Origin of the sequence: Dactylosporangium sp. NPDC051485 (assembly GCF_040682015.1) — a bacterium.
GTDB lineage: Bacteria > Actinomycetota > Actinomycetes > Mycobacteriales > Micromonosporaceae > Dactylosporangium.
Map to the genome: position 1 here is coordinate 1 of NZ_JBFAZW010000091.1, position 14,955 is coordinate 14,955.

General features: G+C 66.0%; 7 protein-coding genes and 1 pseudogene. 2 read left to right on the top strand and 6 right to left on the bottom strand.

Annotation, left to right across the window (positions count from 1 at the left end):
* The first annotated feature begins 104 nt into the window (after positions 1 to 104).
* Positions 105 to 635, top strand: coding sequence for a hypothetical protein (locus AB0M46_RS37860; protein WP_363344301.1), 531 nt, complete (start codon positions 105 to 107; stop codon positions 633 to 635).
* Positions 636 to 708: 73 nt separating this feature from the next.
* Here the strand turns inward: AB0M46_RS37860 and AB0M46_RS37865 are convergent, their stop codons facing one another.
* The 3 genes from AB0M46_RS37865 to AB0M46_RS37875 all read right to left on the bottom strand — a co-directional run bounded on the left by AB0M46_RS37865 (position 709) and on the right by AB0M46_RS37875 (position 6,341).
* Complete coding sequence (locus AB0M46_RS37865; protein WP_363344361.1) at positions 709 to 2,421, bottom strand: ATP-dependent helicase; 1,713 nt, start codon at positions 2,419 to 2,421, stop codon at positions 709 to 711.
* Between the two features lie 5 nt (positions 2,422 to 2,426).
* The gene (locus tag AB0M46_RS37870; protein ID WP_363344303.1) at positions 2,427 to 4,295 is read right to left on the bottom strand and encodes an AAA family ATPase; all 1,869 of its coding nucleotides are present in this window, start codon (positions 4,293 to 4,295) and stop codon (positions 2,427 to 2,429) included.
* Positions 4,296 to 4,445: 150 nt separating this feature from the next.
* The gene (locus AB0M46_RS37875) at positions 4,446 to 6,341 is read right to left on the bottom strand and encodes a restriction endonuclease (protein WP_363344305.1); all 1,896 of its coding nucleotides are present in this window, start codon (positions 6,339 to 6,341) and stop codon (positions 4,446 to 4,448) included.
* Positions 6,342 to 6,489: 148 nt separating this feature from the next.
* Here AB0M46_RS37875 and AB0M46_RS37880 point away from each other — a divergent pair, with 148 nt between their 5' ends.
* Positions 6,490 to 10,458 (top strand): hypothetical protein, encoded by a 3,969-nt coding sequence (locus AB0M46_RS37880; protein ID WP_363344307.1) that lies wholly within the window; start codon positions 6,490 to 6,492, stop codon positions 10,456 to 10,458.
* A gap of 370 nt (positions 10,459 to 10,828) precedes the next feature.
* Here AB0M46_RS37880 and AB0M46_RS37885 read toward each other — a convergent pair.
* The 3 genes and pseudogenes from AB0M46_RS37885 to AB0M46_RS37895 form a co-directional block, all read right to left on the bottom strand.
* A pseudogene (locus AB0M46_RS37885) lies at positions 10,829 to 11,941 on the bottom strand (tyrosine-type recombinase/integrase); the annotation flags it as partial.
* A 1,628-nt stretch (positions 11,942 to 13,569) separates the two neighbouring features.
* On the bottom strand, positions 13,570 to 13,989 hold the full coding sequence (locus tag AB0M46_RS37890; RefSeq protein ID WP_363344309.1) for a hypothetical protein: 420 nt from the start codon (positions 13,987 to 13,989) through the stop codon (positions 13,570 to 13,572).
* Positions 13,990 to 14,169: 180 nt separating this feature from the next.
* Positions 14,170 to 14,769 carry a hypothetical protein gene (locus tag AB0M46_RS37895; protein ID WP_363344311.1) on the bottom strand — a complete coding sequence of 200 codons (600 nt, stop codon included), beginning with the start codon at positions 14,767 to 14,769 and terminating at the stop codon, positions 14,170 to 14,172.
* Positions 14,770 to 14,955: the final 186 nt, after the last annotated feature.

A 14,955-nucleotide genomic window follows, 5' to 3' on the forward strand; every position in this document is an offset into this window, starting at 1 on the left:
GCAGCAGCGGCGCGAGCCGTTCCCATTCCACATCGGACAGATCACAGGCCACGCCACACAGTACCCGTTTCAAGATCCGTCAGATAGGCCCTAGCACTACCGGCATGACCGACCTCGGCGAAGCGGCGCTCGCCCAGATCACCAGCCGTGCCACCGACTACCGCGCGCTGCTGCACCTGCCGGGACACCGCACAGCCCGTGATCGACCCCGGCATGTGCGGGACTTCTCCGCGGTCCGGCACGGCAACGCACTGACCGATGTGGTCACCGTCGTCGAGTCCTTCGTCGTCGCTCGGCTGATGCGGTTGAACCCAGGTCTCGGCTACGAGCAGATCAAGACCTGGCATGCTCGTGTGCAAATGTGGCAGCAGTACGCGGTCGTCCTGACTGCCTTCCCGGACTGGCAGGCGTTCATGGGCTTTGTCGAGACCCGCAACGCGCTGGCCCACAATCTCGGTCGGCTCACCGACCTGCAGCTCGGCAAACGCCGCTATGAGGTGCTCGCTCAGATCGCCGACGCCGGCGTACAACTCAACGGTGACCTATTGCTCGTCACCTCTGAAGATGTGCAGCGATGCGTCGAGCTCAGCGCTGGTGTAGTCCGCTTCGTTGATCTCAACGCTCCGAAGGTCTGACATGTGCGGCGTCGCCAGCCGTAGCATAGGGGCGGGTCGACCCGTCGCAGCGCTGCTCGCTGGGCATCCGTTTCTACTGCACCGTGCATGACGCTCCGAGCGCCCCGAGATGCCGCTCCATACCGTCGAGTTGGTCTGCTGGAATGGCGAGGGCGAGCATTTGGCGGGCGCGGGTGACTGCGACGTACCAGGTGCGGAGGATCTCGTCGCTGGCTGGGTCGCCGTCGCGCCACCGGGTCAGGATGTCGTCGTCGGGCAGCAGAAGCAGCACGGCGTCATGTTCGTCGCCCTTGACCTGATGGACGTTGTCGATACGGCACACCGGTTCTGTGGCCGTGATGGCCGGCAGCCCGGCGGGCGCCGTACGGAGCTGCCCGGCGTTGCCGCGCGGGGCGGCGGTGACGGGACGCGGCCAGGTCTTGATCCGCTGGTTGACTTCCTTCGGCCAACTGGGACCGGGTTCCGGGAGTCCATGCAGGAACCCGTAGGCATGGCGGAACAGGTCGTCGAGCCGGACCTGGTGCGTGGCGCAGATGGTTTCGAGGCTCCCGCCGCTGTCGGGGTACCAGTACCGGAGTAGATGGCGGGCGGCAGCGCGGCAGGCACGGTCGTTGCTGTCGGCGTCGCCGCTACCGGTGTGCACGGTATGCCATGCCCGGGCCAGCCGATCGCTGGAGTTGGGAGCGTTGCGGGCGGCGGCGCCCGGCAGGGTCGCGCGCAGACGGGCGGTGACCAGACGCTCGGTCACCGCGACACCGTGGGCTTGGGCATGCTCGGCGAACACGTCCACCACGGGTCGGCCGCTGGTGATGTGCGTGGCGCGGCCACGGTTACCGAACGTGGTGCCGATGAGCAGGATCGGCGGATCGTGAGGGTGATCGGCAACGCTGACGTCAGGCGGGCGCTGACCGGTGCGCAAGGTGGCGGCGAGTCGGCAGATGCCGGGTGTGCTGCGCCGGTTGCCGGTCAGAGTGAGCGTGCGGCCAAGGCGGTCGGCGAGCGCGGCGAGCCGCTTGGGGTCGGCATTCCGCCAGCCGTAGATCATCTGATCGGGGTCGCCGACCACCACGAGCGGAACATCGCCGTTGTGGAGGTGTTCCAGGATGGCGAGGTCGACGACGGAGCAGTCCTGCGCTTCGTCGATGATGATCTCGGTGAAGCGGGACCGCAGCGGGCCGAGTACCTCGTCACCTTTGCCTCGTAGGGTGTGCAGCGCGAGGATGCGGGCCTCGTGGCCGGTCAGGTAGCCCTTGTGGTACAGGTCGCGGCGGGTGTCCTTCGCCTGTTGTTCCCAGGTGCTCCACGTGCGGCTGCTGCCAGCGATGATGCGCTCGGTGGTGGAGTCGAGGAGGTCCCGGCGGACCGTCTCGGTGCTGGTGTCGGGGTCGTAGACGAACTGGAAGGCGTGGAGGGGCACCGCGCGGTCGAGTTTGACCGAGGCGGGTAGCCGCTCCCAGGAGTCCAGGAGTTGCCAAGAACGGTCGGTCTGCAGGTAGGGCGCGACGAGCACGTCGAAGATGAAGCTGTCCAGAGTGCCGAGGTAGTGCGGGAAAGCGATCGCGTCAGGGCGCGCCTGCGTTTGGCAGCGTCGGCGCATCTGCTGGCTGGCCGCGCGGGTGAATGACAGCAGCGCCCGTCCCTGCCGCAGCTGTGGCGAGGACCCGGCGAGGTGGCGGGAGACGACGACGTGGGTCTTGCCGGCCCCCGGGCAGGCGTGCACGAACAGCGGTGCCGGGGCGGTGATCGCCCCCAGCTGTTCCTGGTCAGCACGTTCACGTGCCGACATGCCGCTCACCCGACCACCGGTGTGGGGACGGCGGCGATGAACGTGACGGCGCGGGCCAGGTGACCGGGGACAGTGAACCCGCAGCCCGGGACCAACCGGTCGGCAAGGGCATGGGCAAACTCCGCCTTCGAGATCGCGGTGCCGTCGACGTTGGCGTCCTTCTTCTTGTCGATGAACAACAGCCGGAACCGCTCGGGCCGACCGGCAGGCTCGGTGTCCATGACGGCCTGCCAGCGGGCCTGCGAGCGCGGGGCACAGTCCAGGAACGCCGCACCCAGCAGTTCCTCGTTGCCGGGCAGCACCAGCGTCGGTTCGAACGTGGGATGGGCGAGGAAAATATCGAGCACGTCGGCGCCGACGGCGTACGCGCCGGCCAACGTGCGCGCCTTGGCCACCCGGCTCGGTTCGCCGTCCGCAGCCTTAGCGTCGGTATCGGTGATCACGGCGACCCGCTGCCCGATGTGCACCCCGTCCACCGGGGTGAGCAAAACCTTGAGGTACGGGTCAAAGTCGACGCCGTCGACGAGAACCAGGGCGGAGCCGTGGAACCGTTCGATCGCCTCCTCGGCGGCCCTGGCCTGCGCGACGTCGGCACCTAGCGGCGCGGCCAGGACGAGTTCAGCGAAGGACGGCAGGAGTAGCGCCTCGGACAACCCCTCGACGAGAATGGTCCGCGGCCCATACAGCAGCATGCTCTTGGTGACGTCGAGGTACCGGTCGAGCTTGCGGACCTCCTTGGGCTGCAAGCCGAGGCCGGCCACGGGCACCGCCCGTGCCTCCCAGCCCGGAACCTGTCCGCGCGGGCCGCGGGTCATGACGACCAGGTCCTCCACGCTGACGGCCGCCGACAGCACCGGCGAGTGGGTGGTGATCACGACCTGAATGTGCCCGGCCGGTTCAGCTGGGTCGGTGACAGGCCGGGCGCGTGAGGACGCGGCCCGCCGCTTGAGATAGCGCAGCAGCAGGGTCTGCAGCTGCGGATGCAGGTGCGCCTCCGGTTCCTCCACCAGCAGCAAGGTGAGGTCCGCCTCACGCGCGGTCTCCAACTCCGCAAGCACCGTCGCGATGTACAGCGCGTTGGCATAACCGAGCCCAGAGGCGTCGACGGTCCCGGTCAGCGGCAGTTCAGCGTCGCCGAGCAGCATCCGCAGCGCCCGCGCCAGCGACCCAAGGCTCGGATCGGTCACCGTCAACCCCGCATGCTGCCGATGCGCCCCGGCCGTGATCGACCCCAGCGAAACGCTCACCGCCGCACCGACCTGCCTCACGGCATCATCGTCGGCAAGCGCTGTCAGGTGGGCCCCGGCCCGGCTGACGAACTCGTTCACGGCCTCGCGCCCGCCGAGCAGCGCCTCCAGCATCACCCGGATGCGCGCCCCGCCGCCCACGCCCAGGTCCCGGACGGCGTCGCGCAGCGCCGGCAGGTGAACGTGACGAATCCCGGTGCGGGCCTTGGGCTCACCGGTGATATCCCGTCCTGCGCCGACCGACCAGAGCACGCTGCCACGCCGTCTCCCGACCGGCGGGCGGGTGTAGGTCAAGGCCCACGCCGACGACCGTGAGCCCTCGGCGCCGACACCCTCCAAGAACTCCTCCCGGTAGGTGCCCGCCTGCGAGGGCCCGATCTCATCCAGCCGCGCGGCCAGCCGGATCTGGTCCGCCTCCGCCGCACCGTCGAACACATCGTCCTCGTCCAAACCGGTGCCCCGACGGCCATCCAGCGACTCAGTCAGCTGCCGCAGCGCGGTGATCACGGTCGTCTTGCCAGCATTGTTCTCCCCGGCCAGCACGGTCACGTCGCGACGCAGCGGCACCCGGACATGCCGACACGACCTCAGGTTGCGGACCGTGACCTCGGAAACGAACACGAGCATCCTTCCCTAGCTCAGTTGACCATGGTCCCAAAGGAAGTCGAGCGATCGTGTCGCACAAACTGTCCGCTGCGTGGGCTTCAGCTGCAGGTTCACGCGACTTTGCAGGACACATCCGGACAATATTCGCGCCCGGACGCCGGAACCTGAGGCTCACTGATCGGCGAGCAGGGCGACTGCGGTCGGAAGGACCTGATCCACGTCGCCCAGGATCCGCTGGATGGCCGAGCCCAATTCAGGATCACCCGCAGCAACCAGTACGAATCGGGTAAGCAGAGTGTGCTGTTGCCGGTCATTCATGATCGCCAACATCAATGCGAGAACGATGTCGTCCGACCTCTGCGACGGCCAGGTCCGATAGCCCAGACCGATCGATGCTTCCAGCCAAGCTCCTTCTTGACCTGGCCGCCGCCACCGAGGGCAGCTCGCACTGCCGCCGTATCCGGGAGGCCATCCACCTTCGACCGACCGGCGCATATGATCTTGGGAGAGTTCTAGCCCCAAGGTTTGGACTCGGTCGCCCACCGGCTTCCCCAACTGGTCGTACACCAGCCGCAGCATGTCGTTGTAGACCTGCTGCAATTCCGCGTCGCTGCGACCCGACGGTGTCACATGCCTACCCGCGAGCCCGACAACCTCCGCCCGGTAGCCTGCAAGGTCACCCGAATCGCTTGCCGCGAAGGACCGTGCAACAACCTCGACGGCAGGCATCTCGAACTCGACCGCAATGATCGCCGTAACGTCGTGCTGCGTTCCAACTGCCACATAGGTGGTTGTTTCGTCGCCCTGGGCAACGCCTCGGACGGCGGGGCGATGAGGAAGGGCGCCCACACGTGCACTTCGGCCGGTGACCAGATCGGCAACATCAATATCGGCGTGACCGCTGACCGTCAGGAGCGTCTCACCGCCCAGCGGAACCAGGCCGACGCAGTCGCCGGTTGCAATGCGTACCTGCTCGGGGATCCCCTCATCGAGCTCGATCAGCGAGCAGGAACTTTGATGACCCAGAACGAGTCGTGTCTCGTCGAGCCAGGCCGCACCCACCGGCCAGGGAGGTGATGGGCTGATCTTGTGGCGCTCCTCCTCACCGAGCCGTTCGCCGAGGCGGACGACGGTCGGAGTGACCTGGTTGAGGACTTCGTTGATCGGGTCGAGGACCCACACACTGCCGTCCGACCTGGTGAACAGGCTGCACCTGTCGGGAAAGCCACCTGCAACGACGGCGAGGTGCCCGTCGGCTACCACGCCGATGCCATGCCTGCGGGCAAACGCGATCGAACCGTCTGGACGGAGGACCGGATTGCCATGGCTGCCGCGGACCGGAACCCGCCACGCAGCCGTCCGTTTGATGTGATCGACCTCGGCCATGCCGTCCTCGCCGGCAATGAGGATTTTGCCTGGGCCGAGCGATGCCATGCCGAGTGGACCGGTTCCCGAAACGGTGCACGCAACGCGGGCGGAGAGCCCCACGGATAGCCGCTCGTTCGCACCGTTTGGCGGTACCTCGAAGGTGACCGTCGGCGCAGAGACCGTCGGCGCCAGCAGATCGAGCAGTGGCACGTACGCCTCGCCCTTGTACGCGGCATGATCGTAGGCGAGGTCGAGGAGTTCGTCGGGTGGGACCAGGCCGCTGACCATGGCCTCTATGTGGCTGCGGTCGAATAGCAGGATGGAGCGATCGCCGGCGTCAGGAAGCGCGGCGAGGGCTTGCGGGGTGTAGCCGGCCATGGAGATGAACACGCCAATGGTGCCGCGCATCCGCTGACGCAGTCGTAGCCCCAGCTTGGCCAGCGGTTCCGCGTCCGTCTTCGACTGCGTCCATTTGGCTTCGGCGATGTAGCGCTGTCCACCGAAAGCGAAGCTGACGTCGAGCTCGCCGGCGGGTGTCGCGGTGGAGGCGCGGGCGTCGATGCCCCATAGTCTGAGCAGGTCGGCGATGAACTCGTTGAATCGGATCCCTCGGACCTGACGAGTCACCGTGCCGCCGTCCAGACTCCGGAGCCGGTCGTACTCGGATATCAGGGCGCGCAGCGGGTCCGTGTCCTGCATCGCTACAGTGTGCCCGTCCGCCCGACCGTTGCGATCCAGGCGCGCCTTGGGCGGTTCGCATCGGCTCTGTTCGGAGGCGTCGGTGTGGTCCGTTATCCGTGGGGGTGTCGGGCCGTAGAATCGGTCGGTCATTTCGTGAGGAGCGCCCATGCCGATGGCCGGGGGCCCGGCCGACAAGGTGGGCAACCGATACGAACGGCGCTGGACGGTACGCGCGATGCTCGATGTGATCGCGGGCGTCGCCGAGTCGCTGCGCATCGAGGTGCCCGGCGAGGAGGGCGCGGGTGCCGAGTTCCGACTGATCGTCGGCGGAACGCCGTATTGGTATCAGTCCAAGCGGCAACGCGACGCGGGGGCCTGGACGATCGCGGCAATGGCAAACGAGGGCTTCCTCCAAGCCTGGCTCCCCAAGCTCCAGGCAGGTGGGTACTGCGTCTTTGCCTCGGGTACCAGTGCCGATGAACTGCGCGAATTGTGCGAACGGGCGAGAGACGCCCAAACATGGGCGGAGTACGACGAACACTTCCTAGCCGCAGAGCAGCAGCGAGCCAGATTCACCCGCTTACGCAACCTTTGGGCCGGAATCGACGACGAGCACATCTTCAAGAATCTGCGACGGGTTGACGTCCACACCATGGACGAACGCAACCTCGCTGAGCTGGTCCGGCTACGGCTGGGCGGCCTCGTCGATGGCCATCCCGACACAGTCAGCGACATCCTGGGACAGTTCGCCGATGACCAGATCCACCAGGAGTTGGAAGCGGCTGATCTTTGGCGACATCTTGAGGGTCGAGGCATCCACCCGACGGCGCAGGCCGCGCCCACAGCACGTCGATCAGGTGGCCCACCAATCGCTGCCACAGCACCGTCGACGCAGACAGCTGCCGAGGAACAGCAGCTGCGGGATCGCCTTGATCGATTGCCACCACTGACCCATTCCAGACTCGTGGCCTCCTGGCACGACGACCGAACACGAACATGGAGACTGGTCGCCACCCTGACCAGCATGGACGCCCCGCCCGGCGACGTGGTTGATGAATGGCAGGACGCCGAACCGCGATGGCTGACCGACGCGCCTTGGCAAGTCCAGACCGCGGCCGGTGAACTTGCCACCGCGTACGGGGCACGACGCCTCGCCGCCGACCTGTTCGTTCGGGCTGCTCAGGAAGGAGCCCCGCGCCGCTACCGCTGGCTCGCCCGGGCCGCACTACTGTTCGACGACACTGGCGACCCAGCTCGTCGTGACGAGGCCCTGACCGCATATGGCCGATGCGCCGACAGCACGGACCCGTTAGCGCGTGCGGTTGCCGCGCTGTTCGAGGGCGACCTTGCAAGGGCATCGGCCCATCTGCAGGAGTGGGTCCCCGATGACCCCATGGAGCAGGCCATCCGGTCAGGTTTTGCGCTGCGACTGGCTGTTGGCGATCCGCAGGAACCCTTCAGCGCGGCTTCGCTGCAGGCCGCCCTGGAGGTGACCGGCCGTGCCCTCGACCAGCAGTGGACGGCGGGTTTGGCGATTGCCCGGGCTCGGATGCTCATGTACCGCGCACGGCTGGGCGACTCACCGGCACTGTACCGGGACCTGCAGCAAGCTCGCGATCTTGCAGTTCGTGCCCGCGATGAACGGCGTGCCTGGCGTGGCGACAGCGCCGAGCCCACGGCTCTCGCCTGCCAGGCGGCGGTTCTCTCGATCGACCTCGTCGGTGCCATCCGCCTCGGCACGCCTGGCGAGGACGGCGCAACAGCGGCAGAAGCGCATTCGCCTGAAGTGCGCGAGTACGTGGCCGTCGCGGCGAGCCAGCTTGGCGATCTCTCCTTGGCACGGGCGTCGGCCGAGCACCTCACGGACCCGTTCGCCCGGGCCCGCGTTGAGGCGCTTCTCGCTGAGGGGAGCGGCACCGACCCCGAACCTCACTGGCGACGAGCCGTTGCCCTCGCCGGTGACAACGATGAGCGGCTTGCCCAAGCACTTACCGGGTACGCGATGGCCGCCAAGAGCCAGGACGTACCCGGGCTCGACGAGTTCGCGGCACGCTATCCCGATGCAGGCGAACAGATCCGGGCCATGGCCGAGTTGTCCGCGGGCAACCCAGGCGCGGCCATCGCCAGGTTGCGGGGTCTGCGGCGCTCCTCGGTCACCGCCGCGCTGAGTCTCGCCCAGGCTTACAAGACCGCCGGACAGATCGATCGCTGCGTAAGCACGCTATTGGAGGCCGCAGACGACTACCACGACCCCTCCCTGCGCTACAGCGCGGCAACCACCCTCGCCGAGGCCGGCCGGACCATCGAAGCTGAGCAGGAGCTGCAGTCACTGCTCGCCGTGACAGCAGCCGACTGGCCGGGAAGGGCCGACGCGGTCAGATCGGCCGCACAACTTGCGTACGGCCGCCACGACCTGCATCGTGCCACCGAACTACTGCAGACGTTGATGCAGCTCGCGCCGGCCGACGAGTCGAGTCGCTGGGCCCTTGTCCAGATCCACATGCGACGCAGCGACCTCGCAACCGCCTGGCACACGCTCACCACGGCCCCGCAGCCGCTGGATCCGCGCAACGTCGTCGAAGCGCAGATGTGGATCGAACTTCACCGTCGCTACGGCCCGGCCGACCAGGCGGTTAACGGATCGGTTGCCCTGCTGCGCCGCTTCGGCACGTCGGAACAATTCAGCGCCTACGTCCTCACGTCGCTACTGGCTCCCGGCTCCTCCCAAGACCCGCTGCCACCCGCAGTCCTCGCCGACTTCCACCGGGCGATCGACGCCTTCTTCCAGCAGTGGCCCGACAGCCCCTACCTGCGCAGGATCAGTACCGACGACACCACCGAACTCCTCGCTCGCCTCACCGAGATGGTCACACCGTCTGAGGAAGAACTCGTTCACCGCCGGCGCTTGACCCGAGATCTCATGATCGGACGCCTGCCGCTGGGCATCCTCACCCAGGCAATCAAACGGAGCTACACGGAGATCATTGTCCGTCGAGGCGTCGGGATCATTCCCGCGCTCCATCCCGATCCGCGCGAGTTCACTGCTTCCATGGCTGCTGTGAGGTCGGCCATCGACAAGGACGTGGCGATCGGGATAGACGCAGTCGCGGTTCTCGTCACGCTGCCGGCCGACATTCGGGAGTTGGCCGCGCGCAGCTTCAGCCGGCTCATCACCACCGATGACATTCTGCGCGACGCGCGCAACGGTCACGACAGCCTTACCCAGCGGACCACGGCGACCTGGTTCTATGACGTTCACGCCCGGTCGGGGCGGATGGCCGAGGTGCCGGAGGCCGAGGCCAACCGGATCGCCCGTCAATCAGCCCAGTTGCTGGCAATGATCCAGGGACTCACCCGTTACCCGCGGCCGGTGCGCCGCGCGGCCCCGGACGCCGATGAGCCCGCCTTCGCCGGGTGGATGTCTGTCATTGACCTGGCGCTTGACCAACAGGTACCCATCTGGACAGACGATCACGTGCTGCGGTCTGTCGCGCGTCAAGTTGGACTCTCGGCCCTATCCACCCCGGCACTCCTCGCTTACCTGCTAGAACAGAGCGTCCTGACGTCCGATCGCCACGAGGAAGCCGTTCGCTCAATGATCAAAGCGCGGGTAGGCGACTTTCCCGTCAACGAACAGCGCCTCATGGAACTCGCCGAGGACGACGGATGGGCACCTGCATCTGTCGCGGTTGTCCTTTCACGGCCGGCCGCATGGACTAACAGGTCACGTACAGCCACCCTGTTTGTCGACCTGCTCCAATCCGCGCGCCCACATCGCCCCTTGGACGCGCCGGACTGGCTCTACGCCGCCATAGTCGGCGCAACACTCGCCACCGCCGATCCCTTCACAGCCACCGACATCGCCGCACGCCTGCTCGCCCTTGCACTTCAGAACACGGCCGCCCAGGGCGAACTGGCATCCAATCTCGTGACCGCCGCCCGGCGAGCGCTCGCCGACAGCGACGACGTTGACCAGCAGCACGCACCCGACCCGTTGCCACTGAGCGCCACCCTTCTCCGCAACGCCTATTTGGTCGCCGTTCCACTGTCGATGGCCACCAGCTACGTACTGGCAAGCCTCAGCGAGCTGAGCGATGCCGACCGTCATACGGTGCTGCGAGCCTTGTTGCAGTAGGTGTCACCGAGCTCAGCAACGCAATGACCCGAATGCATCGACCTTTAGGCGCTTCAAGCGAGTTCGACGGCCCGCCCGCACCCGGGAGCGCGGAGCACGGCCACCGCGGCAGGCCCAATAGCGACCGTGCGCTTGCTTCTGCCTTTGTGGATCTTTTCGATGGAGCCGCTGTGGGACGCGGTGGTGCGCTCCCGAGTGCACCTGCAGGACACCGCCGTCCAAGTCGACGCTCCCCACTTGAGTCCGTCCAGCTCGCGGCGGCGTGGCTCGCCGACGATGGCCAGTACCCAAACCGCGCCGGCGCTCGGAGTCGGTACGTCAGGAACCGGCCCATCTGTTTTTGGCCAGCCGCGATCTACGTTTCGCCGTGTCAGCGTCCGCGCCGTATGCGGGCCAATGCATTGACCGCCGCGTCCTCGGTGCCGGGCAGCGTGTGTAGGTACTTTTCTGTGGTAGCGATGCTGCCGTGACCGAGTCGTTCCTTCACCACCTGCAGGTCTGCCCCGCCAGCCAACAGCCAGGATGCGTGGGCGTGACGCAGACCGTGCGGCGTTACGTGAAAGCCGATCTCTGCGGCGGCGACTGCCTTGATCCAGATATTGCGGCGGAACCAGTCACGGCCGATGTGACCATCGGTGTCGACGGTTCGGGAAGTCCGTGGATGATCTTTTCCATCAGAGCGACGTTGCGCCCGGTAGGCAGCGACGGCGTCTCTGCAGTAACGGCACCGACACTTGCCCGCCCCATACGCTGTTGGCGTGCCGTGGAAGTACGTGCGGCCCTTGTCGTTCGGCTCCGTTCGGCCGAGGGTCGCCGGGGCCGGTAGCACCTCGGGAATCCGTCGACGCGGACCATCCGGTTGACGGACCTCGAACAGCAGATCGTCAGGGCCGAGGCCGAGTGTGGCGACCTGCGTCTTGATCTTATCTAGAAGATGATCCGCAACGCGGAACTGCCGCCACTCCCCGTCCTTCGGATAATCCTTTACGAGGAACCGCTTGCCTTCTGGGTGGAACTTCGGGTTTAGCTCAACGACCACCCGCGCGACGGTGAGAACGCCTGCGGAGAAGTCGAAATCTTTGGGTCGCAACTCAGTGAGTTCGCCCCAACGACAACCGGTCTCGATGTCAGTCTCGACGAGCAGTCGCATATCGTCGTTCGGGAGTGCAACGTAGATTGAGTCGAACTGATCCGGCGTGACGATTCGTCGGGGCTTGGTAGCCACAGGAGGCGTCTTCACGCCTTTCCCGGCATGCAAGAAGGTCACCTGATCGTTGAGGGCAGTGGTAAAGATGGCGTCGACAATCACCTTGCAGTACCGAATCGTCGGTGGTTTCGCGCCCTCCCGCTGGAGCTTGACAATCCACTCCCTGACGTGAAAGGGGAGAATGTCAACCATCCGCATCGGGCCGAGTCCCGGCAGGATGTATCGGTCAAGCAGGTAGGTATACGTCTGGCGAGTCGTCGCCTCAAGCTGATGGTTCGGAAACCACTCCGTCTCGACGTACCGCCTGAAGGTCTGCCGTCCGCGACGGGGGTCGCCGACCTTGCCGGCAGCGACCTCTTCCTCGGCCTTGTGCCACGCGCGGTCGGCCGCCTTCTCGCTGCCGTAAGTACCCGCCGAGCGCTCCTGGCCGCGGATGTCGATGTAGTAGGCGGTGTACCGCGGCTTGCCGCTCTTGCCGGTACGAGGTCGGGAGAAGCCCACGTCGCCTCCAAGATCATTGACCGTCATTTGACCGTCAACCCAGACCCATGGAGCCTCATCGAGAAACACCAAGCCCCATGGAAATTCGTCTTCTGACCTGGAGTTTAGTTAACTTGAAGATCCTTTGCATCCCGGCGATCTGACGCCCCGACCTCCTTCACACCGAAGAGGTCACTGGTTCGATCCCAGTATCGCCCACCGCAGCTTTTCAGGTCACGGCCGTCTTCCTCTCCGGAGGGGCGGCCGTTTCGCTTGTTCCGGTCATGATCAGGAGAAATCCTGGAGACGATCTTGTTCCTGAGATCCGGCGGCCAGCCACGTCAGCGCTCCCGCAGCAGGTCGTCGAGGACCCGCACGGGTGATCCCGCGCACATCGCTCGCCGCGCGTCCAGTGCCGCTTCCCACGCCTCCGTCAGACCGGCGAGCAGCCCGTTCACGCGCGTTCTGGCAGTGCGGCCCGACTCCCCTCATTCTGAGTCACCACCAGTTGAACGGGCTGAGGGCGGCTACGAAGTCGGGGTCGAAAAGACTCCCTATGCAGCCGCAGAGACAGCACAGCATCGCAAGGATGGCAATCACCCCCACCACCACTGGTGACTTACCTGCTGGCTGCTCGTCGCGAGGCGTCTGCACAAGCGACATCCTCTGCCACCCGGCCCGCGGCCGATAGCCTCCGCTGTATGTAGCACTGCCCACTCTGGACCCTGCGTGCGAGCCTCGCCTCCGTCGGGCAGGGCAACCGGCCCTGCACCCGGGACCGGCCTCCGGCGGCCAGGGCAACCCGACCTGGACCCGACGCTCCGGGATGCCAGAACCCGCCGCGGCCTCCCGCCGCACACCCAAGGCAGCCAGACCACACCTGCCCGCGCCAGGCCAAGCCGCTTCGCCGCAGGGGCATGGCGCGACGATACGCGCCCTCTGTTCCGCCGTTCCGAGGGGTCAACTGTGGGGGTCACGGGGGTGAACAGCCACGCACACCAGTGAACGCTCGCGGACCTAGAACCGTTGCGACACAACGGGTTTCAGCAGGTCCAGTGTGGACGCCATGGCGTTCACACCGAAGAGGTCACTGGTTCGATCCCAGTATCGCCCACCGCGTACGGAACGGCAGGTCATAGCCACTTTAGCGAGTGTCCGTGACCTGCCGTTTAATCATTCCTCGTCGTCCGGCGTCAGCAAATCGTCAGCAAAGGCATCAAGTGCGGCCCGCCCGCTCGGGGACTCACCGCGCCTCTCGCCTTCGGCTTCGGCGCGGCGGCCCCCCAGCGGCCCCGCGTCCCTCGGCCGGACACGACGATGCCCAGCGCTCACCGGAACGGTGAACACTGGGCATCCGGACCGTCGCAGCTAGCCGTGCCCTGTCGGCGGGTACTGAGCGCTCACCGTGTCGGGCTTCTACGTGATCACGAGGCTTGGCGACGCTCGGCCGGCGGTCCCGCACCTGCCGGCTCGGTCCGGTTCAGGCGAAGCCGCCACACCCCCACCCAGCAAGCCACCATGATGACCACCGCGACGATGGCAAATGGCCAAAGCGGTGCGGCGATGGTTTCGCGCACCTTCCCGCACGGGTCCGACGCGGAATATTGAAGGCGCGAGTGCCCGCCAACGTAGATGTCGCGAGGCACCGGGTTGGAGCCGGAGTCCACACGGGACTCACACACTCGCCCGGCCGCTTCGAACCTAACGTCATACACTCGTCGACCTGGAAAGTTCGACTTGATGTCGACGACCTCAGCGTCGACCACTCCGCCACGCGCCTCATCCAAGGCGGCCCAGCCGAGTAACAAGCCAAAGACCGTGCACCAAACGGTGATGACCAGCAACAGGACGCGGTTCGTCCGCCCGCTTACCCGGATCCGGTACCTCCGACCGCGCACTACAACCCCAATCCGCGTTGTCGTTCCAGGACGCGTCTCACGATCTACCAACAGAAGAACCACCAAGTCCAGCAGGTGACACACCGTCCTCGGCGAAGTGAGCTGCAACAACCGCCCGATTCCCGGTTACAGCCCGTGCGGACGGACGTCGAGACATTCGAAGCTTTGATTTAGCGCACTAATCAGCTTCTCATACTTGACAAGTCGAACCTTGGAAAGCAGTACTATCGGGTATTCCGCGTCCCGTCCGGCCAGTTCACTCAAAGCCATAGACAGCCGCAACGAACGGCGAATTTCCCAGATAGCGCGAGTCCCCGCCTCAGGCTTCTTTGCGAGCAACACGTCGACTGTGTCGATGCGTGCCTCGGAAATTCCCCGATACGAAGCGGATTCAACGAAATCAAATCCTCGAGCCAACAACACAGACAGCCGTCCCAGCACCTCCCCTTCATCGGACCCGACAGCGCCGAGGTCAATTGCAAGAAGATCGGGATCCGGATCAGGATCGCCGCGGACGATGAAGAAACCTCGACCGCCGCCATCGTCGCCGATCAAGACCAGGTCAGGCCCATATTCGGAGATCTCGAAGGTGGCATTTCGCTCAACGATGCCATCCAGTGGATAGATGAACGGCTCTCCTGTAGCGATGCGCCCTTCATAGACATCGCGCAAAACGTCCGGGATTCGCCACCCCAGGTCCGCCTCTACCGTCCTGACAGTCGCCATGAAACACCTACCGTCGCCCTTCGGAAGTCTCCGCCGGACCAAGCATGCTGCGCCTCCGAACATCGGTGATCACCCCCATGCTCCAGCCGTCTTGGTGGGGGCTATCAGGGGGTCACGGCTGCGAACAGCCACGTACACTGGCGAACCCTCGCGGACCTAGAACCGTTGCGGCACAACGAGTTTCAG